The sequence below is a fragment of the Nostoc sp. genome, from assembly GCF_036919595.1.
GTDB lineage: Bacteria > Cyanobacteriota > Cyanobacteriia > Cyanobacteriales > Nostocaceae > Nostoc.
Genome location: NZ_JBALCO010000073.1, coordinates 1 through 26,453, shown reverse-complemented (window position 1 = coordinate 26,453; position 26,453 = coordinate 1). Strand labels below are relative to the sequence as shown.

17 protein-coding genes are annotated in these 26,453 nt (G+C 41.9%); 11 read left to right on the top strand and 6 right to left on the bottom strand.

Translation table 11 applies throughout. The features are described from left to right. Positions 1 to 225: 225 nt before the first annotated feature. Together crtE and folD are read right to left on the bottom strand one after the other, a co-directional pair. A complete protein-coding gene (gene crtE / locus V7K21_RS10235; protein ID WP_335173838.1) occupies positions 226 to 1,158 on the bottom strand; it encodes a geranylgeranyl diphosphate synthase CrtE in 933 nt (310 codons plus the stop codon). Positions 1,159 to 1,296: 138 nt separating this feature from the next. Next, complete coding sequence (gene folD / locus V7K21_RS10230) at positions 1,297 to 2,187, bottom strand: bifunctional methylenetetrahydrofolate dehydrogenase/methenyltetrahydrofolate cyclohydrolase FolD (RefSeq protein ID WP_335173836.1); 891 nt, start codon at positions 2,185 to 2,187, stop codon at positions 1,297 to 1,299. 300 nt (positions 2,188 to 2,487) lie between these two features. On the opposite strand from folD, the gene V7K21_RS10225 reads away from it, so the two are divergent. From V7K21_RS10225 to V7K21_RS10210, 4 genes are all read left to right on the top strand, one after another. Next, complete coding sequence (locus V7K21_RS10225) at positions 2,488 to 2,961, top strand: hypothetical protein (RefSeq protein ID WP_335173834.1); 474 nt, start codon at positions 2,488 to 2,490, stop codon at positions 2,959 to 2,961. 28 nt (positions 2,962 to 2,989) lie between these two features. After that, positions 2,990 to 3,424 (top strand): NUDIX hydrolase, encoded by a 435-nt coding sequence (locus tag V7K21_RS10220; protein ID WP_335173832.1) that lies wholly within the window; start codon positions 2,990 to 2,992, stop codon positions 3,422 to 3,424. 101 nt (positions 3,425 to 3,525) lie between these two features. Continuing rightward, positions 3,526 to 4,629, top strand: coding sequence for an AI-2E family transporter (locus V7K21_RS10215; RefSeq protein WP_335173830.1), 1,104 nt, complete (start codon positions 3,526 to 3,528; stop codon positions 4,627 to 4,629). 256 nt (positions 4,630 to 4,885) lie between these two features. Continuing rightward, positions 4,886 to 5,107 (top strand): hypothetical protein, encoded by a 222-nt coding sequence (locus tag V7K21_RS10210; RefSeq protein WP_335173828.1) that lies wholly within the window; start codon positions 4,886 to 4,888, stop codon positions 5,105 to 5,107. A gap of 130 nt (positions 5,108 to 5,237) precedes the next feature. Here V7K21_RS10210 and V7K21_RS10205 read toward each other — a convergent pair whose 3' ends face one another. Next, entirely contained in the window at positions 5,238 to 7,856 is a 2,619-nt protein-coding gene (locus V7K21_RS10205) for a PAS domain S-box protein (protein ID WP_335173826.1), read from the bottom strand. An 875-nt stretch (positions 7,857 to 8,731) separates the two neighbouring features. Here V7K21_RS10205 and V7K21_RS10200 point away from each other — a divergent pair. Both V7K21_RS10200 and V7K21_RS10195 read left to right on the top strand, forming a co-directional pair. Then, positions 8,732 to 9,274: a methanogen output domain 1-containing protein gene (locus V7K21_RS10200; protein ID WP_335173824.1), complete on the top strand. Its 543-nt coding sequence runs from the start codon at positions 8,732 to 8,734 to the stop codon at positions 9,272 to 9,274. 79 nt (positions 9,275 to 9,353) lie between these two features. Next, positions 9,354 to 10,706: an ATP-binding protein gene (locus tag V7K21_RS10195; protein ID WP_335173822.1), complete on the top strand. Its 1,353-nt coding sequence runs from the start codon at positions 9,354 to 9,356 to the stop codon at positions 10,704 to 10,706. A gap of 456 nt (positions 10,707 to 11,162) precedes the next feature. On the opposite strand, the gene V7K21_RS10190 is transcribed toward V7K21_RS10195, so the two are convergent. After that, a complete protein-coding gene (locus V7K21_RS10190; protein WP_335173887.1) occupies positions 11,163 to 12,206 on the bottom strand; it encodes a transporter substrate-binding domain-containing protein in 1,044 nt (347 codons plus the stop codon). A 775-nt stretch (positions 12,207 to 12,981) separates the two neighbouring features. Here V7K21_RS10190 and mutS point away from each other — a divergent pair. Further along, the gene (gene mutS, locus V7K21_RS10185; RefSeq protein WP_335173820.1) at positions 12,982 to 15,576 is read left to right on the top strand and encodes a DNA mismatch repair protein MutS; all 2,595 of its coding nucleotides are present in this window, start codon (positions 12,982 to 12,984) and stop codon (positions 15,574 to 15,576) included. A gap of 707 nt (positions 15,577 to 16,283) precedes the next feature. Next, positions 16,284 to 16,670, top strand: coding sequence for a hypothetical protein (locus tag V7K21_RS10180; protein ID WP_335173818.1), 387 nt, complete (start codon positions 16,284 to 16,286; stop codon positions 16,668 to 16,670). 149 nt (positions 16,671 to 16,819) lie between these two features. Here the strand turns inward: V7K21_RS10180 and V7K21_RS10175 are convergent, their stop codons facing one another. Then, the gene (locus tag V7K21_RS10175) at positions 16,820 to 17,692 is read right to left on the bottom strand and encodes an FkbM family methyltransferase (protein WP_335173816.1); all 873 of its coding nucleotides are present in this window, start codon (positions 17,690 to 17,692) and stop codon (positions 16,820 to 16,822) included. 573 nt (positions 17,693 to 18,265) lie between these two features. Then, positions 18,266 to 19,555 (bottom strand): lipid-A-disaccharide synthase, encoded by a 1,290-nt coding sequence (locus V7K21_RS10170; protein ID WP_335173814.1) that lies wholly within the window; start codon positions 19,553 to 19,555, stop codon positions 18,266 to 18,268. Positions 19,556 to 19,657: 102 nt separating this feature from the next. Here V7K21_RS10170 and V7K21_RS10165 point away from each other — a divergent pair, with 102 nt between their 5' ends. From V7K21_RS10165 to V7K21_RS10155, 3 genes are all read left to right on the top strand, one after another. Beyond that, positions 19,658 to 20,476 (top strand): Rpn family recombination-promoting nuclease/putative transposase, encoded by an 819-nt coding sequence (locus tag V7K21_RS10165; RefSeq protein ID WP_335173812.1) that lies wholly within the window; start codon positions 19,658 to 19,660, stop codon positions 20,474 to 20,476. Between the two features lie 1,034 nt (positions 20,477 to 21,510). After that, entirely contained in the window at positions 21,511 to 25,494 is a 3,984-nt protein-coding gene (locus V7K21_RS10160) for a magnesium chelatase subunit H (RefSeq protein ID WP_335173810.1), read from the top strand. Between the two features lie 53 nt (positions 25,495 to 25,547). Continuing rightward, complete coding sequence (locus V7K21_RS10155) at positions 25,548 to 26,123, top strand: Uma2 family endonuclease (protein ID WP_335173885.1); 576 nt, start codon at positions 25,548 to 25,550, stop codon at positions 26,121 to 26,123. Positions 26,124 to 26,453 lie beyond the last annotated feature (330 nt).

Below are 26,453 nucleotides of genomic sequence, written 5' to 3'. Positions count from 1 at the left end.
CCACCCATTAAAAATCAATGAAACGCTTGCTGTAAAGGAATTCCGTTAGCGTAAGCGTAGTATTAGCAAGTCTTGCCTACGGCACGCCAAGAGCAATATCGCAGTGTAAAGCCTGCGGCATGGCAACTCTTAGAGACGCTCTTGCGTTTGCTTAGAACGAGTCAAACGTTACGCACAGTCGCTATCGAGCGTCATCAGCATCATTCAAAATTCCGCAAAGCGGTACTAGTTATTGCGGCTGGTAATAAAATGAGCGATCGCTTGGAGTGACTTGGCTCTCTCTCCAAATGGTTCTAATTCCGCACAAGCTGCTTTAACTAGCTCTTGGGCTTTTGAGCGCGATTCCTCAAGTCCCCAAATACTGGGATAGGTCACTTTCTTCGCTTTTTGGTCTTTACCAGCTGTTTTGCCTAATTGCTCTTGAGTAGCAGTGATATCCAGAATATCATCTATGATTTGGAATGCTAGCCCAATGTTTTGAGCATAACGGGTCAATCGCTGCACATCTTCAGGTGATGCCTCAGTTATGATCCCGCCACAAACTACGCAAGCTTCCAAAAGGGCGGCTGTTTTGTGTTTATGAATGAAATTTAGCGTTTCTAGGGAAATATCTGATTTACCTTCCGACTCTAAATCGACAACTTGACCGCCGACCAAACCACCTGCCCCCAGCGCCCGACCAAGACGGGCAATTACCTGCAAGACTAGCTCTCTCTTAACGCTTTGAGGGGTTTGCATGGCAACAAACTCAAAAGCGAGAGCCAACAAGCCATCCCCAGCCAAAATCGCCACATCTTCGCCATAGATTTTATGATTCGTCAGCTTCCCGCGACGGTAATCGTCATTATCCATCGCCGGTAGGTCGTCATGAATCAACGACATTGTGTGGATCATCTCCACAGCACAAGCCGTTGGCATGGCCATTTCGATGGTTCCACCCATCATTTCACAGGTAGCAAGGCAAAGAATGGGACGTACACGCTTGCCTCCAGCTAATAACGAGTAGCGCATCGCCTCATAAATCTTTTCTGGATAAATGATGGGGATAGCCTGATCCAAAGCAGCATCACAAAGCTTTTGTCGCTCTTTTAGATAAGCTGCTAAGTTAAACGTGGCTTCCTCTGGTGGTGTCTTTTGAACGTTATCAGTTGCTACCATTCTGAAATTCCTGACATTTTGGGATTTTTGTCTTATACGTCACAATTTTAAGGTGCTGTGGCGCTGAAAAAATGAAGAGTTAGGAATTAAGAGTTACCAATAAGAATTCTTAACTTTTAACTCATCACTCATCACTCATCACTTTTTACTTTCTTTTCTTACCGCCCTAGAATAGCTGGCAAATGTATTTTGCAACAATATGGCTACAGTCATAGGCCCAACACCACCAGGAACAGGGGTAATAAATTCTGCTACAGCAGAGGTTGATTCAAAGTGGACATCGCCAATTAAGCGACTGTTGCCACTAGCATCCGTGACGCGATTCATCCCCACATCTACCACAACAGCGCCCGGTTTCACCATATCACCAGTGATCAGTCCGGGACGACCTACTGCTGCAATTAGAATATCAGCATTTTGGATGATGGTTTTGAGGTCATGCGATCGCGAGTGAGCGATCGTGACTGTAGCATCAGCTTCTAGTAGCATCAGCGCCATCGGCTTACCCACCAAAATACTGCGTCCTACCACTACTGCCTGTTTTCCCTGTAAAGGAATCTCATACTCTTGTAAAAGGCGCATAACACCTGCTGGAGTGCAGCTGCGTAAACCGCTTTCTCCCCGGACTAGTCGCCCCAAGTTAACTGGGTGTAGTCCATCAGCATCTTTATCGGGATCAATTTGATGTAACAGAGTTACAGCATCCAAGTGGTTAGGTAAGGGCAGCTGCACAAGAATGCCATCCACCCGTTCATCGTGGTTTAGTGCAGCTATTACCTCTTCTAACTCCCCAAGGGTAGTTTGGGCGGGAAAATGCTTACCAAAAGAGGCCATACCAACTTTAGCGCAGGCTTTTTCTTTATTACGTACATAAGCCGCTGACGCTGGATTATCGCCAACCATCAGCACTGCTAAACCAGGCGGTCGGACAATTTTTGGTTGTAATTGTCTAATGCCAACAGAAAGTTCTTGCTGAATTTTTGCAGCTATTGCTTTACCATCAAGGAGTTTGGCAGTTTTTGTTTCCATGAGAATTCTCAGCTATATTGCCTTTTGGTCAAAACTCAGCCGCTTCTGGTCTAGGCGGAGTCAACAGTCCAAAATCCAGAGTTAAAATATTGATTCTTGACTCTTGACTTTTGACTATTATTATGTTCCTGTTTGATGTCGTGGCGTTTTTCTCACAGTAAATCCATAATGTTTATTTTCTCAGATGAACGACGTTATCTGGAGGATAAAGAATTAAGGATGAAATTCAGAACATTTTTTTGCTCAGTTGAGAGGATGTTTTTGAAACCGCAGAGAATAGTATAAATGGGAACTGACCTGATGAAACTGGCGACAAAGCAAACAGCGAAGCAGAAATTTGCTCAATCGGTGGCTTTCATGCAACAAAGGAGAAATTTGTCTTTTTCATTCTTGTATGGGCAGAGTATTGTTTATTACCGCCTGGGGTTGATTTTTTTATTGGTGGTGGGACTTTATAGTTGTGGTAGTTTAACCTCGTCTGGGTTGAATGGGACTAATTTTAAAATTGGTAGCAATGTCACCCCAATTCGAGAAATTAAACCAGAACAAGACAATCAGGCTACAGTTTACATTCAAGGTCAGGTGGAAAAACAAGCTCCTCTGAGCAAGCAGTGGGCTTATCAAATTAATGATTCGACTGGCAAAATTTGGGTTATTACCAATCAAAAGAATCTGGTCAAGGGGGCACAAGTGGTGATTAAGGGTAAAGTTCGCTACCGAAGTATCCCCTTAGCTGGTAAAGAATTGGGGGAAGTTTATCTGGAAGAAGAGTAATCAGCAATTAAAAATTAAAAATTAACATATGAATAATCAGCCGATACATGTGGCAATCGCAATTCTTTACCAAAAAAATAAATTTCTCATGCAACTGCGGGACAATATCCCCGGTATTCTCTACCCTGGTTATTGGGGACTCTTTGGCGGTCATATAGAACCTGATGAAACGCCGGATCTAGCAGTGAAGCGAGAAATATTAGAAGAAATCGGCTATTTACCATCTTTTGTTGAATTTGGCTGTTATTTTCACGAAAGAGTAGTGCGTCATGTCTTTCATGCACCACTCTTGGTGGAATTAAATCAACTAGTTTTGAATGAAGGCTGGGATATGGGGTTATTGACCCTAGAAGATATTAACCAAGGTAACTGTTATTCAGAAAACGCTGGCGAAGTGCGACCTTTGGGGAATGTGCATCAGCGAATTATATTGGATTTTATCCAGACAAATCAACAGACTTAAATGGGCATAGGGTATGGGCATATAAAAAAACTTTTTTCTAGTCCCCAGTCCCAATCCTCAAAAGCCAAAATAAAGTTATAACTCTTGTGGAGTCATCACTAATGCAATCAGTAAACAAACTACCGCGATGGTTAACTATAGGATTGGCATTTCCGATTATTATTCTCAACGGCTGGCTATTACTCCAGGTTGTACAGTATTTTCAACCCTTGATTAGTATTATTGCTGCCGCTATCCTACTGGCTTTTGTATTGAACTATCCAATCCAGTTTCTTCAGGAACAAGGGGTAAAACGCAACCTGGCGATCGCAGGAGTGTTGCTTTTGACTGTGGTGGTTTTAGTGGGTTTAGGTATCACTTTGGTTCCCCTGATTATCCAACAGCTCAACGAGCTAGCTAATATTTTGCCCAGTTGGATTGATTCTGGTACTGAACAACTGCAAGCTTTCCAGGATTGGGCGTTAAGTCAACAACAGCTTCCGATTAATTTAAGTGGTTTATTTACCCAAGTTCTTGATCGATTATCTAACCAACTTCAGTCCTTCACTGGGAGAATTCTCGGTTTTGCCGTCGATACCATTGGTATTGTCCTCAATGTGTTGCTGGCGGTAGTGCTGACTATCTACTTAATATTGAATGGCGAACGCCTTTGGGACGGAGTTTTTCAGTGGTTTCCCCCTAGCATTGGGTTAAAAGTACGGGAATTACTGCGAGAGGATTTCCACAATTACTTCATTGGTCAAGCAACATTGGGAGCTGTGTTAGGGGTGACAATTACACTGGTGTTTTTGGCGCTGCAAGTTCCCTTGGCTTTACTTTTTGGTATCGGTATTGGTTTGTTTTCTCTTTTCCCCTTCGGTACAGGAGTAGGTATTGCCATAGTAAGTTTGTTGGTGGCGTTGCAAAACTTTTGGCTAGGAGTTGAAGTCTTAGGTGTAGCTGTTGCGATCGACCAAGTTAATTCTAATTTTGTTGCACCTCGAATTCTTGGTAATTTGACTGGCTTAAATCCAGTCTGGGTGGTAATTTCTTTGTTGTTGGGGGCAAAGTTGGGAGGAGTGTTAGGTTTGTTAATTGCGATCCCTATTGCCAGTTTTATCAAGGATATAACAGACAGCTGGCGGGCTGGAGAGTTTAATAAGTTAAATGATATCGTGTCAGAACCTGTGAAAATCATTACTGAGAGAGCAGGAACTTATACTTAAAATTCAATCTGTAAGTGAAGGAAAACTGACAATGTTGACTATTTATAAGCATGTCTATCCTTAGCTTATTGCTTGTTTTTCCGCTAAAATTTTACAGCTTTTTTCTGAACTTGTTAATAATTAAGTTGAACTGGAATTTTAATAATAAACTCAGTGCCTTCGCTAAAAACCGATATCCATTGCAGTTAATCGCCGTATTTTTCCACAACAATTTGATGTCTGCTAATTGATATTAGCGGATATAAATTGACCAAAAATGCAGTTTCGTGTAATCCTAATCGCGATCGCAAAAATGAAAGTAGACGGCAAGGGGCGAGGTTTGATTTTAACCCAAGACGAATTAAAGCGATTGTTCACTGAGGGATTTTTCACAGAGCGCGATCGCAAGAAGGCGGACGTTTACGCTATCGCGCTCTGTTGGGATTTGCCTTTTGACTGGCTGTCGCGTATCGGAAGCATTGGCACTTCAGACGACTGATATCAAATCTGGTGCTATCACTTTCCGAAAGTCTACCACCAAAGGCAAGCAAAAAACTCCGATTGTGAATATCCCACCAGGACTTGCAGCAATACTAACAGACTATAGCTCGAAGCTAAAGGCAATGTTCTCAGGGACATAATAAGGCGTTAGAAATTTGACGTTGTTGAATGAGAGGAATACAAATGGTAAACTCAGCACCAACTCCTGGTTGGGAAATGCATTCTAAAGAACCGCCATGTCTTTCTGTGATAATTTGGTAACTAATAGCCAGCCCCATCCCCGTACCTCGTCCAACGGGCTTGGTCGTAAAAAAGGGATTAAATATTTGCTTTAAAGTATCTTCTGGTATTCCCAGTCCGTTGTCGGCAATGCGAATTGTGACTTGATTTGGCGCTAGTAATTGGGTGCGAATATAAATTCTGGGATTATCCGTTTTTAGTTTTTTTGTTTCCCACCGACCTTTAACCATTGAATCTTCTAAAGCATCGATCGCATTCACTAAAATATTCATAAATACTTGGTTTAACTGTCCAGCATAACATTCAACTAAGGGGACATTGCCGTATTCTTTGATCAACTCAATTTTCGGGTGCTTGTCAGTAGGCTGGAGGCGGTTTTGGATGATCATCATCGTACTATCAATTCCCTCATGGATATCAACCACTTTCATTGAGGATTCATCTAAGCGCGAGAAAGTCCGTAGAGAAAGCACGATCTCTTGAATCCGCTCTGCTCCCATCATCATCGATTTGAATAATTTGGGTAAGTCTGACCTCAAGAAGTCCAGATCAATTTTATCTGCAAACTCTTCAATTGGCTTCACTGATTGGGGATAATATCTTTGGTAGAGATCTAACAGTGAAATTAAATTTTTAGTGTATTCATCAGCTGGGTTAAGGTTACCGTAAATAAAGCTAACTGGATTGTTGATTTCGTGTGCCACACCTGCAACTAGTTGACCCAAACTGGACATTTTTTCGCTTTGAATTAACTGAGTTTGAGTGTTTTGTAGTTTGTATAATGCTGTTTCTAATTCTTGTGCTTGCTGTCGGAGGACTGTGTCTGCTTGTTTACGTTCTGTGATATCTCGGAAATACCAAATTCTACCGTAATAATCTCCATCGGGCGATCGCACTGACGCACAATAACGATCAAACGTCCGTCCATCCTTGAGCACAATTTCATCACGGCTGTTTTCCTCTGGATGCTGGTACAGATATTCAATTTGAGCGAGAAATTCTGCTGGATTTTCTAGTAGGTCTAGCACACATTCTAGGAGTTGCCAGTCTGAACCAGTCTGGACTACTGCCGGAGGAATTTGCCATAAATAGGAGAAATATTGATTGGATGATGCAATTTGACGATTTTCATCAATAATCAGAATACCGTCGATTGAAGCTTCCTGTTGAGCTTGCAGTACAGCATTACTACGGCGCAGGGCAGCTTCTGCTCGTTTCAGTTGAGTAATGTTAGTAGCTATGCCGGTTGTACCTAAAACATTCCCAACTTCATCCCACAACACCATTGCATTACATAGTAAATTTCGCTTGATACCATCCTTTGCAAGCACAACAGCTTCGTACTCAAACACTGACTCTCCTGCCAATATAGGGGGCAAAATTCCTGGCTCTTGCTGAAATTGTTTAGGCGGCTCAAACTCACTACACTGACGACCAATCATTTCTGCTGGCTCATAGCCATAGATGCTTTTGACTGCCTCATTCACAAAAGTCCAACATCCTTGGGCATTTACTGACCAAATCATGTTCTGAGAGGTCTCAACCAAGTGACGGTACTTTTTCTCACTTTCCTTCAAGGCAAGTTCTATTTGTATACGCTTGATCCCTAAGGAAATCTCGTTTGCAGCCAATTGCAATGCCTCTAGGACGGATTCTGTCAAGGTTTGACGGGCAAATATCGCAATGACGCCAATAAGATTGCCGTCCAAAATCAGGGGATATCCTGCAAAAGCAACCATGCCTTCCTGCTTTGCCCATTCTTGATTGCTTACACGCGGATCATCTAGAACTTTATTAGTCAGGTGAGGTTGACGTTCTTGGGCAATTAATCCAATTTTGAACATCCCTACAGGAACACGAGCGTGGGGCCCATTAATATGAGTGTACATTCCGGAGCTAACTTGCAATTCCAGTACGTTTTCTTGGGTATTCAGCATCCAGATGCGGGCAAAGGCAGCATTAACGTGGTTGACTAAAGCATCAGTACAACGCTTAAGAATTGGCTGTAGTGTCTGACCTTGGGTGATAGCAGTGTTTATTTCTAGATGGAAAGCTGCTAAAGAGACTTTTTCCGCTAGTTCAGCTTCTACCCGCTTTTGCTGTGTGAAATCGCGAATAGTCCCAACTAAGAAATGATTACCTAGCTCATCCTCAAACAAACATTTTTTGGTCAGGATAAAGTGTATTATGCCAGAGGAATCTGTAAAAAATTCCTCATTTTCATCACTTATGCCTGTAGTGAAAACTAGTTCATCTTTTTCCCAAAACATATCAGCTTCCGCAACAGGAAAGAGATCATAGTCAGACTTGCCAATTAATTCTTCTCGGCTACGCCCGATGAAATTACAGAAGGCATCGTTAAGTAGTATCCACTCATGTTGGTAGTTTTTGACAAAAATTGGGTCAGAGATACCGTTGATCATCCGCAGCAGAAAAGCCAGCGAGAAGTTTTGCTGCTGCGTATATTGGGCAAAAGAGGAGTCATTGAGAGATTTGCAATCATTCATACGCTCAGTCGGATCTAAAATCAAGCTAAAACTTAAATGTCTAGCTATGCGTGTATCAGCCTTAATGATATTTATTATTCCCAAAGTTTTTGCTGAATTATAAGCACTTTTATTTCACAGTCAGTTGTAGGGGGTCAGCGTAGCCAATTTGGTCAAATTGGAGGCGCTAGCCTCAAAAGCTTGTACAGCAATGCTTCTATTCAGATATATCAAGGGTGATATTTCATCTCTGAGAGATGGTCATGAGTTTAAGTAGAGTTTAATCAGAGGTAAAAATCAGATGCTAACTATTTTAGATTAAGTAAATTTATAAAATAATTCCAGAAATTTTATTAACCCTTAAATAACTCAATTTCTACTTGTTGCGATAACAGAATCTGCTAAAGACCTATCGTGTAATCCTTCTTAAGCTTGCCATTATTTATCATGAAATCTGATCGCCATTGCAACTAAACCGCCGTCAGTTTTGACTCCGTTCAACTATTACAGCAGGTGGAATTATTGCCACAAATTACGCAATTTTTTCCTCTGTCTGCTGGCTTTGCTGTTTTTTGCTGAGATATTGAAGGATGAAAAACTTTGAGCGATCGCCACTTGTAGGAGCTAGATTTAAATAGGTACTGGGTTGTTATTAAAAAATAGTCTTTGATGATCAAGACTGGAACTCTTGCAGTGAAATGATTTTTATACTTTAGATGAGTTTGCCCTGATGTATGGGGCAATAATAGAGACTTTAGCTAGAAGAGACTTTGCAAAACTGGGAATTTTCGCAACGACAAACTTTAATTTTTCTTAATAAAGACAATAAAAAGTTACTTGAAAGGCATTTATGGGAACTCTATAACTGTAGTTCCAAGATCGTGTCTTCAAAATTTATGACCAATACACTTAACCACTCAATAGCTACACTTAATCTTTCTTTAGAACGCGATATATTTTTACGTACATTAATCAGAGAGTTATCTGGCACATTGCAGGACATAGTTGGCTTAGAAGAAGCCTCTGGATTTATCAGCGTAGTTGGTGAAAGGATGGGTAGACAGATTAATCAAGATTACAAATCTGCCCTGGAAGTCTCCAACCTTTCTCGTAAGCAGGTAGCTGATGTCTTAATTGATTTAAAAAGACGAATTCAGGGCGATTTTTATATAATTGAGCAGAATGATGAAAAAATTGTCTTTGGCAATCGCGTCTGCCCATTTGCCGAAAAAGTGCTGAATCGCCCTGCCATGTGCATGATGACTTCAAACGTCTTTGGGACGATCGCAGCTAATAATCTGGGATATGCGAAAGTAGAATTGCAAGAGACCATAGCACAGGGTGCTTCTGGATGTAGAGTTATTGTTTACTTAAAACTTACAGAGGAGGCAGAAGATGCAGAAGGTCGAGAATACTTTAAAGGACTAGAATCTGTGTAAACCCTTCAGCACTAAACTAACTCCAGGATAAAAACTTAAGTGCAGATATGTAAAGTAAAGTTGAACCCCGAAAACCCCCATGACTCCTGAACAATTTCTTGAATTTGCCAGAGTTTTACCAGAGCCTTTACTTCTGGTAAGTGGAGAGGGTCAATTGTTAGCTACCAATCAACCAGTAGCAGAGATACTGGGTTTACACCGTCAAAAACTGCGGGGGAGAATGCTCTTTGAATTTGTAACCGAGTCTACTAACGATGTTGTAAAGTACCTGCAAGCCTGTTCAAGTAGCAGAGCAATGGTTATTGGCTCTTTGACTTTACGAAAGAATGATGGACAAACGTTAATATATCGTAGTCAAGGAGCCGTTATTCAACCTTGGTCTCCTGAATCTTCAGCTTTAATTCTTCTGCGTTTGGAAAAGAGAACTTTAGCCAGCAGTAATTTCGTTCTCCTGAATCAGAAAATCGATGAGTTAGCAAAAGAAGTTCAGAGACGTAAAGAAGCGGAAGAAGCACTCAAAAAAGCAAATCAAGAGCTAGAAATTCGTGTTAAGGAACGTACAACTGCTTTACAAGAAACACTAAGCGAACTAAAACTTACTCAAACTCAACTTATCCAAGCTGAGAAAATGTCTAGTTTAGGACAGATGATCGCTGGTATTGCCCATGAAATTAATAACCCCGTGAGTTTTATTTATGGAAACCTTCACCACGCCTATCAATACACCCAGGATTTACTGAAGTTGGTGCAAATTTATCAACAACTTTGTCCCATTCCTCCCCCAGAAATCCAAGATGAAATAGAAGAAATAGATTTAGACTTTTTGATTCAAGATATAATTAAACTGTTCGATTCAATGAAAGTAGGAACAGAACGAATTAAGGAAATTATTAAATCTCTACGTAATTTTTCCAGACTTGACGAAGCAGAACTTAAGCAAGTTGATATCCATGAAGGAATCGATAATACTTTAATGATTTTAGAGCATCACCTGCAAGCTAGGCATGATAATTACCCAGAAATCAAAGTCATCAAAAAATACGGTCAACTGCCGAATGTAACTTGCTATGCTAGTCAACTAAACCAAGTATTTATGAATATTTTTGTTAATGCGATCGATGCGCTGGAGACATCAGCGAACAATAGTCAGTGGTCAGCAGTAAATCCCCAAATTCAAATTAGAACTGAGTTAATCGATGAAAAATGGATAGCAGTTAGTATTTCTGATAATGGTTTGGGGATAAATGAACAAGTTCTTTCAAAGCTATTTGATCCGTTTTTCACTACTAAAGCTGTGGGCAAAGGTACTGGACTAGGGCTATCTATAAGCTATCAGATTATAGTTGAAAAACATAAGGGAGAACTTAGGTGTTTTTCTACGCCAGGAAAGGGTGCAGAATTTGTCATAAAGATACCTATTAGCTTAGTCTAATATAAATCCCCTGCATATGCTAATACGGTTCAGTTAAGGCTGAAAATCATGTAAATTAAGCATTGTTCCCAAACCTTAAAATTGAGTGTGGTGCATCTCAAGGATTTATCGTTAGTATGTCCTGATATAGAAAGTGCTGACCTACTTATGATGAAAGCACACCTTGGGCTAAGTTCCGTGAGCAAATTGTTCTTTGGGAAGAGGAAAAATTGAAAGAGTTAGCCGTTAAATTTCCCAATGAAGCTGTAGAAAAGACTTCTATGGGTGATGCCAGTATTGTAATCTTAGGTTGGCACTATCACCAAAAGGGGTTTTATGTATAATTTTTGACTGGTAATCACCAGTTAAAATCCCAAGAACCACCTGCACCACAACCACCTACACGCCGAAGCAGCCGGACAAAAGGGTAAAATATCCTTGAGCGATCGCACTATAAAGCAAAAGTGAACCTGTTCTTCAATTGGTGCTGAACCACTTTTGATAAAGCTTTTGATAAGTGCCGTTTTCTTGTAGTGTTAGTAGGGCTTTATTAACAGGCTTTCGATAGGGACTATTTGCCCCAAAGACAATGCCATAGTTCTCCTTGCGAAAAACACTGCCAATAACTTTTACTTTTCCTTTGCCTTCACCCGACGCGTAGTAAAGGAGAACAGGTGCGTCAAAAACAACTGCATCTACCTTTTCTTGTAAGAGTGCATCATAAGCTTGGGCAACCTTATTGAACTCTAGAACCTGAATGTTTTGTTCATGCAGGTAAGTTGCCGATGTACTATTGATGACAGTAGCGACACGCTTGGACACTAGGTCATCTGGACCTTTAATATTTCCCTGTAGTTGATCCACTGTTAGCGAAGTAGTCACTGTAGCGGTGAAGTAGGCAACAAAAACAACACTGGTAAACATCCAGACTACGGCTACTACCCGTCCGATTACACTCTTAGGCATTTCGTCAGCTTGGGTAGCCAGGGTTGCAGCTGCCCACCAGCAAGCTTTGAAAATACCAGGAAAGTAGGACAAAGTTGGGATCATTCCTTCAGAACGGTGGCGCTCAAAAAACCAGACAATGTGGGCTGGCACAAGAATAATTACCAAAATGATGCCAACAAGCTGTATTAGGGCAGGTGAGAAAATCACTGCTAATAAACTTGGTACTGATCTGACACCATTCTCATGATTTAGTACTACAATCTGAAGTCCTGATTCAAACATCGGTTGAGAGAAATCAAAATCTTTATCTCGCTCGGCAGTGATAGATATATTGCCAATCCCCACGTCTGCCTTACCAGATTTAACAGCAGACAGCAAATCTTGAGTAGTTGGATTGACAAATATCTCGGACTTAACATTCATCTCCTCAGTAATACTATGCCAAAGATCAATACTGAATCCAGTAATTTGACCGTTTTTCTCAAAGACAAAGGGTGTGGCTAATCCCGTCGCCACACGTAGAGGTTTCGTTGGTTTCTGGGCTGACACCTGACTCGGCATTAGCACTAACACCAAAAATCCAACTCCCAACCACTTCCAGCAATTTAGGATGAGGGACTTACTAGTTTGGTTTTTTGTGTCCTTTCTTCCACACTTACTAGCTGACAGATTTAAGGAAAAGATTACTGCACTCATTCAACTATCCGAATTAAACTTTTCTTAAAGGCACTTTCCCACCAATTGTCTACTAAAACAACCACAAAAAAAACCGATCTGCCTTCTAGTAAATCGATCGCTTTTCTTGAATCCTACACCATGCTATCTCCAATTGATCCCACTGCTACACCTTGAGAACATCTGAGAAATAGAACAGAAGATCATCCTTGGATTTTAGATGCTGTGAATTTTGAAGATGAGCGGTGTCACTTGATGGTGCAAATAATGGAAGCGTAGTTTATGCTGATATTGATATTGATATTTTAAGATAATTTTATAGGGAAGATGGAATTGAGCGTTTTATGGCACAATATCAGATATATAGAGCAAATTTATAAATAAACTTTGTATATCTAGTTAAAGACAGCTATCCGTCATTCAAAAAATGGCAAGTATGAAAAAAGAACTACAAGGACACACGCTCCAAAACTTTTAGGGTTATTGAATGTAACTAAGGTTCGCCAAGCTTCGCCATACTGCGTTCACCTCTTTACTAAACTAGCTGCAACAATGGTACCTCAGCAAGCTAATATAACGAAGGGTCAAAAATCCTTGAGCGATCGCCCCCCAACTTTCACATCACGCTATCATCGAATATTGTGAAATTTCCGTGCGTAACTCAATAGCATCTATGACCGCTTCTCACTCTGAAACTCCATCTAACAAGCCCGATGCGAGTACTTTTATTTCCGACCATCGACAGGTAGACCGCAGTAAGCTAAGTCAAATGTATTTGCACTATGTCGAGACGAAGGATAAATATCCTCACGCAGTATTGCTGTATCGGGTAGGAGATTTTTTTGAATGCTATTTCCAAGATGCTGTAAAACTAGCGCAAGAATTGGAATTAGTCCTCACTAGCAAGCAAGCTGGGGAACAGGGACGAGTGGCGATGTCTGGTGTTCCACACCACGCTTGGGAACGCTACACGACGATGCTGGTAGAAAAAGGTTATGCAGTGGTAATTTGCGACCAAGTAGAAGATGCTTCTGAAGCTGCTGGTAGATTGGTGCGGCGAGAAGTAACGCGCATCCTGACTCCTGGGACTTTGCTAGAAGAGGGAATGCTTAAATCAAGTCGCAATAACTACTTAGCAGCAGTAGTAATTGCCGCAAATCATTGGGGTTTAGCCTATGCAGACATCTCTACAGGGGAATTTCTCACGACTCAAGGTAGTGATTTAGAACATTTGACACAAGAATTAATGCGCTTGCAACCTTCAGAGGTGTTAGTTCCCACAAATGCACCTGATTTAGGTAGTTTGCTGCGTCCAGGAGAAACTTCGCCACATCTGCCACAGTGTTTGCCACCATCATTTTGCTATAGTTTGCGATCGCAAGTTCCTTTTTCGCAAGCCGAAGCTAGACCTAGATTATTGCAGAAATTTAAAGTGCGATCGCTCGAAGGACTCGGTTGTGATCATCTTCCCCTCGCCGTCCGGGCAGCTGGTGGTCTTCTGGAATATCTGGAAGATACCCAAAAGGAAAACCCAGTTTCCCTCCAGAAACTTCGTACTTACACAGACAAAGACTATCTAATTGTTGACAATCAAACCCGCCGTAACCTAGAAATTACCCAAACTGTCCGGGATGGCACTTTTCACGGTTCTCTACTCTGGGCACTAGATAGAACTAGTACAGCGATGGGTGGGCGTGCTTTACGGCGGTGGTTATTGCAGCCACTACTCGATATTAAAGGGATTCGAGCGCGGCAAGATACCATCCAAGAATTGATGGAAAATACGCCCCTGCGTCAAGATTTGCGGCAGTTGTTACGCCAAATTTATGACCTGGAACGACTCACAGGAAGGGCGGGTTCTGGTACAGCTAGTGCTAGAGATTTAGTAGCTTTGGCAGATTCTCTCTCCCGCTTACCAGAATTATCCCACTTAGTAACTGAGGCGCGTTCTCCATTCCTCAAAGCTTTGCAGAAAGTCCCAAGTGTGTTGGAAGAATTAGCACAAAAGTTACACGTGCATCTTGTGGAGTTGCCACCCATACTAATCAAAGAAGGCGGATTGATTCGCCCTAGCGTGAATTCCCTATTAGATGAAAGGAAAGCGACTGTAGAAGCAGACCAGCAATGGATTGCCAATTTAGAAGTTGATGAGAGGACTAATACGGGAATTTCGACACTAAAGGTAGGATTTAACAAAACTTTTGGTTACTATATCAGTATTTCCCGCACCAAAGCCGACCAAGTACCCGCTAATTACATCCGCAAGCAAACCCTGACGAATGAAGAACGCTACATCACCCCAGATTTGAAAGAACGAGAAGCCCGGATTCTCACGGCGCGGGATGATTTAAATCAGTTGGAATATGAGATTTTTACGGCGTTGCGGGAAGAGGTAGCACAAGAAGCGGAGGTAATTCGCAATCTCTCTCGGGCAGTGGCGGCGGCGGATGTGTTATGTGGTTTGGCTGAGTTGGCGGTGCATCAAGGTTACTGTCGTCCAGAAATGTTGCCAGGAAGGGAGATAAACATTGTTGATGGCCGTCATCCAGTAGTGGAACAGTCTTTACCTCCTGGTTTCTTTGTGCCGAATTCGACTCAACTAGGGAGTGGGGAATTGGGAGTAGGAACTAGTGAAGAAGAAATTTCCCCATTCCCTGATTTGATTATCCTCACCGGGCCAAACGCTAGTGGCAAAAGTTGTTATTTGCGTCAGGTAGGATTAATTCAGTTAATGGCGCAGATTGGTAGTTTTGTGCCAGCTAGGTTTGCCATATTGGGAATATGCGATCGCATTTTCACCCGTGTAGGTGCAGTAGATGATCTTGCAACTGGTCAATCTACGTTCATGGTAGAGATGAATGAAACGGCGAATATTCTCAACCATGCCACATCTAGGTCGCTGGTGTTGTTAGATGAAATTGGTCGGGGAACAGCAACTTTTGATGGTCTTTCCATAGCTTGGGCGGTGGCAGAATATATAGCAGTAGATATTCGGGCGCGAACTATTTTTGCGACTCATTATCACGAGTTAAATGAACTGGCTAGCATTTTGCCAAATGTGGCTAATTATCAGGTGACTGTGAAAGAATTACCCGACCAAATTATCTTTTTGCATCAAGTCCAACCGGGAGGCGCTGATAAGTCTTATGGGATTGAAGCGGGAAGATTGGCGGGTTTACCAGCGGTAGTGATTCAACGAGCAAAACAAGTCATGGGACAAATTGAGAAACATAGTAAGATTGCGATGGGGCTGCAAAATCTGGATTGATGTCTTACCGTATTTCCTTAACATTGTAAGTTGATGCATTAACAATGCGGTTGGCGCATTAACATTGTAAGTTGATGCATTAACAATGCAAGCCGACGCATTAACTAATACAGACCAATGTATTGCGTAATAAATTACTATCATGTAATACCATTTTTTTGTGAGGCTGCACCAAATTTTCTTGGCTTCTTATTTCTTCCTTTGTATCCTTCTCTACGAGACACTAAGCGAATGCGTCCTTTGCAGTTCGTTCCTCATTTCGTTTAGCGCATCTTCATACAGAATTGGTATAAGTACCTCATGTAGATAGGCTTGAAGATGAGCAACTCCTACAGCATTTGTCTTACCAAAATTGGTAACAGTGCAGCGTTTAGGCTACCAACTGAGTTTTATCAGGAGCATCTTCAGTTTGCCGATATAAATGGTTGGACAGAGGTAAGTAAGTTGGGCCAGTAAAACCAAACTGTGTGAAGATAAGTAAATAAGGTTCAAACCCTTTTTTCCCTCTGCTAGAAAGCCCCCTGTTTTATCCCAACAAGAATTATTTACGCCGCACCTACTTATATGTTGATATCCTAGTTTAAAGGAGCGGGACAATTGCCAAGTAGTTGAAATCTTGTCAACCTTTATGCTTAAAATTGCATAAGAGGTTGACTTTAGCATCTACTGACAGCTAAAGTCAACCCTTTGCAGTACTCCCATAAGCCATGCTGACTGAAATTTTGCCTTTCCGTTTTGAATTAGATACGATCGCGATCGCTGGAGCGAGTTTGTGGTCATTGGCGCTATATCTAGCTTTCAACCCAGTCAGTGAATGGGTAATCGAGCAACTCAACCGCTGGTTTAACTTTGCAGAGCGATCGCTTTACACCAGCCAGTCAGAATTTGAAAGGACTCGTAAAGCTAGAGAATCCCAAAACGCTTTTTACGCTTCATTGTTTAGCATTGTGCCTTTTCTGGTCATTGGCGCTTTATTCAACTGGGGTGTGGAAATCAGTTTAGGTCGCAGTTGGGCAATTAGCACAGGCATACTAGCCTGTATTGGTTGCGGCATTTATGAACTAGGGCGAAGAGATGGACAGTCTTCGGATTAGCAACAGTAATACAAAGCGACAGCTCCGGTGAAGTAAGCTGTCGCCTCTATAAACCAGGGTTTAGGTGTGGTCAAAGCCATCAGCAAACCTTGACCTCAGCTAAATTTATCCCTTTTTTCCGATTACCTATTGACAAATGTGCAATTATCTTAACCTGTCACTAAATCATCCTGATGAATTGCTAGAATATTTCCTCTCTGACCTTCAGGAGATTCAAAGCTGAACAGTTCGCCTGTATTTTTAACTTTGAAAAACTGGTAACCAAGTTTTTTAAGAAAATTGAAGGCACCATCCGCTGACAAATTAAGTCTTGCGCTTGTCTGAGAGCTAATCTCAAATATCACTTTTGGTTTCATCCGACTAAATAATGAAGTTGCACCCCGAAAGACAAGTTCCTCTGCTCCCTCTACATCCATCTTGATAAAATCCACTCGCTCAATCCCTTCATGAGCCAACACATGATCGAGAGTCGTGATCGGAACCTCTTCAAAACTTATCTCTTCACTCTTGTCTGATCCCAAAGAATAACTCGTAGGAGCATTTTCAATATGATACAACTTAGCTGTACCTTCTTCTTCTGAAAGTGCCGATTTGAATAACTTGACGTTATTCACGCTGTTGATTTCTAGATTATGCTCAATACTTTTTAAAGATTCTACTCCTGGTTCAAAGGAAAGAACTAGTCCAGAATCTCCTACTAATTTGCTAGCCAACAAGGTATAAATACCACAGTTGGCTCCTGCATCTATGAACACTTCACCTGATGCGAGGGTGCGCTCAATGTAACCTAATTCAGGCTCATAAGTATCACGGAAAACAAAGAGACTAGTATTCCCTGTTCTATAAAAAGCGGGCGGTAAAAAAAAGCGAACATTCCACTTTTTAACTAAAATCGTTTGGGGAATAGAAAGCTGACAAACTATCCACCAATATATTAAACGGAAAGTAACTTTCAGAGGGGACTCTTTAAAAGCCCTATGATTTATGAAATAATTGAATTTCCTTCGTAAACTTGATATCATAGTAAGTCTTATACTTCCCTATCTATACTTCAAAAACTTTTCATGAAAGCGGCTTGTGGCATAGGGGATAGGGCATTGGTAACACACCTCATGCCCTATCGCCCCTTATCCCCAGAGGGGGTATCAAGTTTCCCATGCCCTGTTACTGCATTCTCAATTCCAGAAGATGGTATGATTGTACCTATTTTCAAGTAAGTGACCTGGATCACATTATTCATGTGTTCAAATTCACTTACTGACAAATATTTTAATAGTATAGTACCTATTGCCCAAATATTTAATGAATTAAATTTGTGACTGGATGAACCAGATTTTTCAAGTTAAATCACATATTTAGCCTGCCTACGTAGGCTAAATATGTGAGCCAGTGACTTTTAATTTCAGGGGATAATCGGATTTATGCAACAGGTTTATTAAAAAGCACACATATGAAAGCCTTAGTACGTTACGGCGTAAATAGAGCAACCATTTAAAATCCCTAAAAAGCCCATTCCATTTGACTTTTGACTTTTGATTTTTGACTTCCGCCTTGCGGTATTAGTGCCTCTGCACCCTTTGGTTGTGTTCAAACCCCTACTTGCGAATTTCCTCACAAACAATCTGTGCTATCCTCTGTGCTGCGCCGTTTTCGCCACGAACGCTATATAGCTTGCTTCGCATCTCATCCAATTTTTCTGGATGGGCTAATAAGTCTAGTACCATTTCCCCAACTTCTTGCGGTTCAAGTTTACCCATAAGTTCAGGCACTATCTCTTCCTGTGCCCAGATATTTGGCCACGCTAATAAACCTTTATTTCTCACGAGTCCCAGGAATAGCCAATTAATCACCTTCGCAAAGGTGGTACCTACCCCCGGCAGATTTGCCAACAACCCAGGTAAACCATCCCAAGAACGCATGGCGTCAAGTTGCTGCGTTGGTAGCAAAACAATCATCGGCACTCCTAAAGCACCGAGTTCAGCAGTGTTTGCCCCCACTGTAGTCAAGCAGATGCAGCACTGGGATAATAAGTCATAGGCAGGGTTTTCTTGCCACAGTTCTACAGTTAAGCCCGTTGTTGTTTTGAGCAATGCCTTGCCTTTAGCGTCCTCTGGGACAATTAAGTCAGCACCACCAAAGCTAAAGGTTTCAGCAATAGAGTTCTTTTGGGGATCAGCAAAACTAGCTAACGTTTGTAAATCCAAAGTCGGGGCTACAGGAATCACAAACTTGGTTTGGGGCCTTTTTGAGTGAACGTATTCGGCAATGCCTAAACTTAATGGCACTCCTTGGGCTAATTTTGCCGCTTTTGATCCAGGCAGTAAACCAATCAATTCAGTTTTGAGTGATGGAGTCAGATGCAGAGGCGAATTGGAATCTAGGCTCTCCCCGGCTTCACCTGCTGCTTCTAGCATCAAATCACCGACAACGGTGAATTTGTGAGCATATTTCTGGGAGACACCCTTAGCAACTTCAGGTTTCATCACGCCAAAACGATCAATCCAGTTATGCCAACGGGCTTCCCATTCAGCGTAAATCACTGTGCGATATCCGAGCTTTTTGCCTATGACTACAGGGAAAATTTGATCGCCACCGAGGAAAACAACTACACCGCGACTTCTCCAATCCCAATTTTCAAATGTTTTGCCCTGAAGCAAAAATTGCCAAAAATGCTCTGCTCCCTGAACTCTGTCTACTTCTGGGTAAGAAAGAGCGATCGCAGCTTCTTTTCCACTAGCATTTGAGCAAGGCGATAATACCACAGAAATCCTCACCACAGAACGGTCATCACCTAGTTCTTGCCGCAACGCCTTCACTACTGGACGCACCCAGGTTGTTACCTCACCTGGGCCATTTGATAGGATGAGAATATCTACTTGAGTCATTAGTTAATGGTCAGGAGTTAGGGACCATTAGTCAAGAGGTAAATATTACCTAATTCGTTCCTAATTTCTAGAGGCACAACATTACTGATATAATTGCAGGCTATGCTTGATAACGTCTGCAAGTTTCTCGCAGAGTCATTTTCAGCCGACTTTGCAACATGGCTACTCGGTGAACCAATTACACTTACCGAACTTAGTCCATCTGAATTATCCCTGGAACCCATTCGCGCCGATGCACTAATTTTATTGCAGTCGGATAAGGTTGTTCTCCATCTTGAATTCCAAACTGTACCCAAGGCCGATATTGCCTTTCGGATGAGTGATTATCGTTTGCGCGTGTATCGAAGATTTCCCCATAAACGAATGCGTCAGGTAGTTATTTACCTGAAACCAAGCGATTCTGAGCTAGTCTATAAAACGGAATTTGTTCTAGAAAATAGCCTGCACAGATTTGAAGTAATTCGACTTTGGGAACAGCCAACCGAAGTATTTTTCAATTCTCCAGGTTTGCTACCGTTTGCAGCTTTAAGTCAAACTGAGGATCAAGCACGAACTTTAGAAGAAGTTGCCCAAGTTATTGAAGCACTAAACGACACTCGAATCCGCAATAATGTTGCTGCATCAACAGCAGTATTAGCTGGGCTAGTATTAAATAAAGAGTTGATTAAAAAAGTTTTGCGGAGTGATACTATGCGCGAATCTGTGATTTATCAAGATATTTTGCAAGAAGGGCTTGCACAAGGATTAGAACAAGGGCTTGAACAAGGTATTGAACAAGGTATTGAACAAAAAGCTCAAGAAATTGCCATCAAAATGATTAATAAAGGTATTGATATTGAAACAATAGTAGATGTCACAGGTTTAACTATTGAACAAGTTCAAGAATTACAGGTTAAAACTCTTGGTAATCAAGCCGAGTGATATTAAGCGCGAATCTGTGATTTATCAAGATATTCTGTCAAGAAGGGCTTGAACAGGTTATTGAACAAAAAGCTCAAGAAATTGCAGTAAATATGCTCAATCAAGGAGTGGCGATCGCCTACGGCGGGCGGTTACGCTATCGCATTAATTGTCAGCGTTACTGGTTTAAATATTCAGCTTCAGCAATTGCAAGTTAAAACAGACGATAATCAAGTTCAGTGACATCATCAACAAATCGGTAATTTATCATAAATTCTACATTCTGCAAGTTGGCGATCGCTCTTGTTGATCCCATTCCTAAAAAATAGCTATAAACGCGATAGTATCAATACTCATAGATTAATATTTAATCATATTGATAATTTTTTATAACGCTAGTATTTAGCTCAAAAAAGTATTAAGTGAAGGACTACCGCTAGCAACAGCAACTGGTTCAGAAAAAGCTTGCTCAAAGTTAATTATTAGTCTTATCCTCGTACAGTTCCATTGCGATAACGAACGCTCCATCATATCAGGTCGCTCACAAGCAATTTTAACCAGATACAATGCGACTTGAGTGGGAAAAAACTTTCTTGTCGTCCCGGTCATTTGCCATCAGAATAATCCTTCAATTCCATGTTTAAGAAACCGTCTTGCCCACTTTCTGATGTGACGTTCTCACATTCCTACATAAAGACTTGTTTTGCAGAATGTTTCCCCTGATGCCAACATTAATATTGCACGGGCGCGTTTTGCCAATTTTACAACCCGCACAAACGGGTTTTTTTCTAAGTTTAATAATATCGCTAAATAGTTATTTAGCAATTAAATTACAAAAATTTACAAAAAATGAGCTAATACTTTTAAATACAGTCAACAAATACAAAGAAATATTTCGTTTTTTATATCGATTTGTGTCAGATAGACGATAAAATGCCCAGTGGGCAAGCGTTTTCTGATAAAAAACACATATTGCCAATAAGTAAGTTACCTGTGGCTGCTGATGCCGCTAGGAACTTGCAGTAGAGAACACGCATCAAAGGAGCCGAGGAAGCATGTTCACCCACGTCAAGTCCACCATTAGACACATTGCGCCTGATAATTTACGCGGACGTAATTTAATCAAGGTGGTCTATGTCGTGCTTGAGTCCCAGTACCAGAGTGCATTGTCGCAAGCGGTTCGCACGATTAACGCGAGCAATCCTAACTTGGCGATTGAAATCAGCGGGTACTTGATTGAGGAACTCCGCGACCCAGAGAACTACCAGGAGTTCAAACGAGAAATTGAGAGTGCGAATATCTTCATCGCTTCCCTCATTTTCATCGAAGACTTAGCACAGAAAGTAGTAGCAGCAGTAGAACCACACCGCGATCGCCTAGATGTTTCCGTTGTCTTTCCCTCCATGCCAGAAGTAATGCGCCTAAATAAAATGGGCACTTTTTCCTTGGCACAGTTGGGTCAGTCAAAAAGTGCGATTGCCCAATTCATGCGGAAACGCAAAGAAAAATCAGGTGCGGGATTCCAAGATGGGATGCTGAAGCTTTTGCGAACGCTGCCGCAAGTGCTGAAGTTCCTACCAATGGATAAGGCACAGGATGCCCGAAATTTCATGCTCAGTTTTCAGTATTGGCTAGGTGGTTCTCCAGAAAATCTGGAAAACTTTTTGCTGATGCTAGCTGATAAATACGTATTTAAAGGTTTAGAGAACCAAATTACACCTTCGACGTATCAACAACCGGTGGTTTATCCCGATTTAGGGATTTGGCATCCTTTGGCTAGCAGTATGTTTGAAGATGTCAGAGAGTATCTCAATTGGTATACAGCTCGTAAGGATATTTCTAGCGATCTAAAAGATCCCTTAGCTCCTTGTGTCGGGTTAGTATTACAACGCACTCACCTAGTTACAGGGGATGATGCCCATTATGTAGCAATGGTGCAGGAATTGGAAGCACTAGGCGCACGTGTATTACCTGTGTTTGCTGGTGGTTTGGATTTCTCTAAGCCTGTGGATGCCTACTTCTATGAACCAAATACCAACATCCAGTTAGTAGATGCAGTTATATCACTGACCGGTTTTGCTTTAGTGGGTGGCCCAGCTAGACAAGACCATCCCAAAGCAATTGAGTCACTCAAACGCTTAAACCGTCCTTACATGGTGGCGTTACCTTTAGTCTTCCAAACCACAGAAGAGTGGATGGATAGCGATTTAGGGTTGCATCCAATTCAAGTAGCTTTGCAAATTGCGATTCCGGAATTAGATGGGGCAATTGAGCCGATAATTTTATCGGGTAGGGATGGGACTACAGGGAAAGCGATCGCCCTGCGCGATCGGGTTGAAGCGGTAGCTGAACGCGCCTTAAAGTGGGCTAGTCTTCGCCGTAAGCCGAAGCTTGATAAAAAAGTTGCGATCACCGTTTTCAGCTTCCCACCAGATAAAGGCAACGTCGGAACCGCTGCTTACTTGGATGTATTCGGTTCCATCTATGAGGTGATGAAAGCCCTGAAGAATAATGGCTACGACTTACCCGAATTGCCAGAATCAGCCGAAGCGTTGATGCAAGAAGTCATCCATGACGCCCAAGCGCAGTACAACAGCCCAGAACTCAACATTGCTTACAAAATGTCGGTTCCTGAGTATGAGGCACTCACCCCCTACTCTCAACGCTTAGAAGAAAACTGGGGCCCACCTCCGGGACATCTTAATAGTGATGGGCAAAACCTGTTGATTTATGGAAAGCAATTCGGTAACGTCTTCATCGGTGTCCAACCTACATTTGGTTATGAAGGCGATCCGATGCGGCTGTTGTTCTCCCGTTCAGCTAGTCCTCACCACGGTTTTGCTGCCTACTACACTTATTTAGAGCAAGTTTGGAAAGCTGATGCTGTACTCCACTTTGGCACACACGGTTCCTTGGAATTCATGCCAGGTAAACAGATGGGGATGTCTGGTGATTGTTATCCAGATAACTTGATTGGCTCAATTCCGAATTTGTATTACTACGCCGCTAATAATCCGAGTGAGGCGACAATTGCCAAACGTCGGAGTTATGCCGAAACAATTTCCTACTTGACACCTCCGGCAGAAAATGCTGGTTTGTATAAAGGTTTGAAGGAACTCAGCGAATTAATTGCTTCCTATCAAACCTTGAAAGATAGTGGACGCGGCATTTCCATTGTTAACAGCATCATGGATAAATGCCGGATTGTGAATCTGGATAAGGATATCAATCTGCCAGAAACCGATGCCAAGGAAATGAGTGCCGATGATCGCGATAATATCGTTGGCAATGTCTACCGCCGATTGATGGAAATCGAGTCTCGGTTGTTGCCTTGTGGGTTGCACGTGATTGGGAAACCGCCAAGTGCAGAAGAAGCGATCGCAACTCTGGTCAACATTGCTAGTCTAGATCGTCAAGAAGAAGGACTTCAAGGCTTACCGGGAATTATCGCTAACAGCATTGGGCGTAATATTGACGATATTTACCAAAGTAACGACAGAGGCATTTTAGAAGATGTCCAATTACTGCAAAATATCACCTTAGCAACCCGTGCAGCAGTTAGCGCCCTTGTGCAAGAGCAAGCCGATGCGGAAGGGCGAGTTTCTCTAGTTTCCCGGTTGAATTTCTTCAACATGGGCAAAAAGGAACCTTGGGTAGAAGCATTGCATAAAGCAGGTTATCCCAAAGTTGACACAGCCACACTAAAACCCCTATTTGAGTATTTGGAATTCTGTATGCAACAAGTTTGTGCTGACAACGAACTAGGAGCATTACTCAAAGGCTTAGAAGGCGAGTACATCCTACCTGGCCCTGGTGGTGATCCCATCCGCAACCCGGATGTATTACCCACAGGTAAGAATATCCATGCACTAGATCCGCAATCCATCCCCACAACAGCCGCAGTCCAATCAGCCAAAATCGTTGTAGACAGGCTTTTGGCACGTAACAAGGCGGAAAACGAAGGTAAATGGCCAGAAACCATCGCCTGCGTCCTTTGGGGAACCGATAACATCAAAACTTACGGCGAATCCCTAGCGCAAATTATGTGGATGGTGGGTGTGCGTCCGGTTCCCGATGCCTTGGGACGGGTGAATAAATTGGAATTGATATCTCTAGAAGAGTTGGGACGCCCCAGAATTGATGTGGTAATCAACTGTTCTGGTGTATTCCGCGATTTGTTCATCAACCAAATGAACCTGCTAGATCAAGGCGTGAAGATGGCAGCTGAAGCAGATGAACCCTTAGAAATGAACTTTGTTCGCAAACATGCTTTGCAGCAAGCTGAGGATATGGGGATTAATCTGCGTCAAGCAGCAACGCGTGTTTTCTCCAACGCTTCTGGTTCCTACTCGTCAAATATCAACTTGGCAGTAGAAAACAGTACTTGGGATAGCGAAGCCGAGTTGCAGGACATGTATCTCAACCGGAAATCCTTCTCCTTCAATTCCGATAACCCCGGAATAATGGACGAATCTCGACAGATTTTTGAAAGTACATTGAAAACTGCTGATGCAACTTTCCAAAATCTGGATTCTTCTGAGATTAGTTTGACGGACGTTTCTCACTACTTTGATTCCGATCCCACTAAGCTAGTTGCAAGTCTGCGGGGTGATGGTAAAAAACCAGCATCTTATATTGCAGATACAACCACAGCTAACGCTCAAGTGCGGACATTATCAGAAACCGTGCGCTTAGATGCGCGTACCAAATTATTAAATCCCAAATGGTACGAGGGGATGCTGAATCACGGTTATGAAGGTGTGCGCGAACTCTCCAAGCGATTGGTGAATACAATGGGTTGGAGTGCGACAGCTGGCGCTGTGGATAACTGGATTTACGAGGATACTAACGAAACCTTCATCAAAGATGAAGAAATGCAGAAACGGTTGCTGAACCTTAATCCCCATTCTTTCCGCAAGGTTGTATCAACTTTGTTGGAAGTGAATGGACGCGGTTATTGGGAGACTAGCGAGGATAATTTAAATCGTCTACGCGAGTTGTACCAAGAAGTTGAAGACCGGATTGAAGGAATAGAGTAGGATTAATGGGCAGGCATCAAGCCTGCCTTAACTTTTCAATCTGAGATATGACTATGAATGCTTTCACCGTCAACCTTCAATCAGTATTGGAACTGACAGATGAGCAGTTTTTTAATCTATGTCAGGCAAACCGTGACTTGAGGTTTGAACGCACTGCAACCGGAGAATTAATTATCATGCCACCAACCGGGGGAGAAACCGGAAATCGTAATGGTAGACTAAATCAACAATTATTTAATTGGTCAGATACCGATTTTACTGGCATCGCTTTTGATTCTTCTACTTGTTTTAAATTACCTAATGGTGCAGATCGTTCACCTGATGCTTCTTGGATAAAGTTAGAACGATGGGATGCTTTAACTGAAGAAGAAAAACAAAAGTTTCCCCCCATTTCTCCTGATTTTGTTGTTGAGTTACTTTCGCCAAGTGATAGTTTGAAGGTTGCACAAGAAAAAATGAGGGAATACATAGATAATGGTGTGCGTTTAGGTTGGTTAATTAATCGTAAATCGCGGCAAGTGGAGATTTATCGGCAAGATCAAGAGGTTGAGGTGTTGGAATCGCCTGTTACTTTGTCAGGAGAAGATATTTTACAGGGATTTGTTTTAAATATTGAAGCGATTTGGTAACTAAAAAACAAAACAAGAGTCATGAGAAATTTAGAGGTAGTAGCAGCTTAAAGATTATCATTAATTCCTATTCTAATAGGATATTAATTGCTTAGACAATGCTAAATAAAGTTAACCAAATTATTAAGTAAGAGTATTAATTATAGATAATTGGCAAGATATTCCTGATAAGAGATTAATAAAACTAATACATCCTGGCGAAGTAATTGCAGCTATTAATGACCTGACTTTTCCTGTTAAGTCTTGAAAGGCTTACTAGTAAAGGATTTAAGAAACAGCACAGCAAATACGGTAAAGTAATTGCAATCGAGTGCTAAAGGTAACAAGCAA

Excerpts from the sequence above, each read along its gene's own strand:
- crtE (WP_335173838.1), bottom strand. The coding sequence starts at position 1,158 with ATGGTAGCAACTGATAACGTTCAAAAGACACCACCAGAGGAAGCCACG.
- folD (WP_335173836.1), bottom strand. The coding sequence starts at position 2,187 with ATGGAAACAAAAACTGCCAAACTCCTTGATGGTAAAGCAATAGCTGCA.
- V7K21_RS10225 (WP_335173834.1), top strand. The coding sequence starts at position 2,488 with ATGAAACTGGCGACAAAGCAAACAGCGAAGCAGAAATTTGCTCAATCG.
- V7K21_RS10220 (WP_335173832.1), top strand. The coding sequence starts at position 2,990 with ATGAATAATCAGCCGATACATGTGGCAATCGCAATTCTTTACCAAAAA.
- V7K21_RS10215 (WP_335173830.1), top strand. The coding sequence starts at position 3,526 with ATGCAATCAGTAAACAAACTACCGCGATGGTTAACTATAGGATTGGCA.
- V7K21_RS10210 (WP_335173828.1), top strand. The coding sequence starts at position 4,886 with ATGCAGTTTCGTGTAATCCTAATCGCGATCGCAAAAATGAAAGTAGAC.
- V7K21_RS10205 (WP_335173826.1), bottom strand. The coding sequence starts at position 7,856 with ATGAATGATTGCAAATCTCTCAATGACTCCTCTTTTGCCCAATATACG.
- V7K21_RS10200 (WP_335173824.1), top strand. The coding sequence starts at position 8,732 with ATGACCAATACACTTAACCACTCAATAGCTACACTTAATCTTTCTTTA.
- V7K21_RS10195 (WP_335173822.1), top strand. The coding sequence starts at position 9,354 with ATGACTCCTGAACAATTTCTTGAATTTGCCAGAGTTTTACCAGAGCCT.
- mutS (WP_335173820.1), top strand. The coding sequence starts at position 12,982 with ATGACCGCTTCTCACTCTGAAACTCCATCTAACAAGCCCGATGCGAGT.
- V7K21_RS10180 (WP_335173818.1), top strand. The coding sequence starts at position 16,284 with ATGCTGACTGAAATTTTGCCTTTCCGTTTTGAATTAGATACGATCGCG.
- V7K21_RS10175 (WP_335173816.1), bottom strand. The coding sequence starts at position 17,692 with ATGATATCAAGTTTACGAAGGAAATTCAATTATTTCATAAATCATAGG.
- V7K21_RS10170 (WP_335173814.1), bottom strand. The coding sequence starts at position 19,555 with ATGACTCAAGTAGATATTCTCATCCTATCAAATGGCCCAGGTGAGGTA.
- V7K21_RS10165 (WP_335173812.1), top strand. The coding sequence starts at position 19,658 with ATGCTTGATAACGTCTGCAAGTTTCTCGCAGAGTCATTTTCAGCCGAC.
- V7K21_RS10160 (WP_335173810.1), top strand. The coding sequence starts at position 21,511 with ATGTTCACCCACGTCAAGTCCACCATTAGACACATTGCGCCTGATAAT.
- V7K21_RS10155 (WP_335173885.1), top strand. The coding sequence starts at position 25,548 with ATGAATGCTTTCACCGTCAACCTTCAATCAGTATTGGAACTGACAGAT.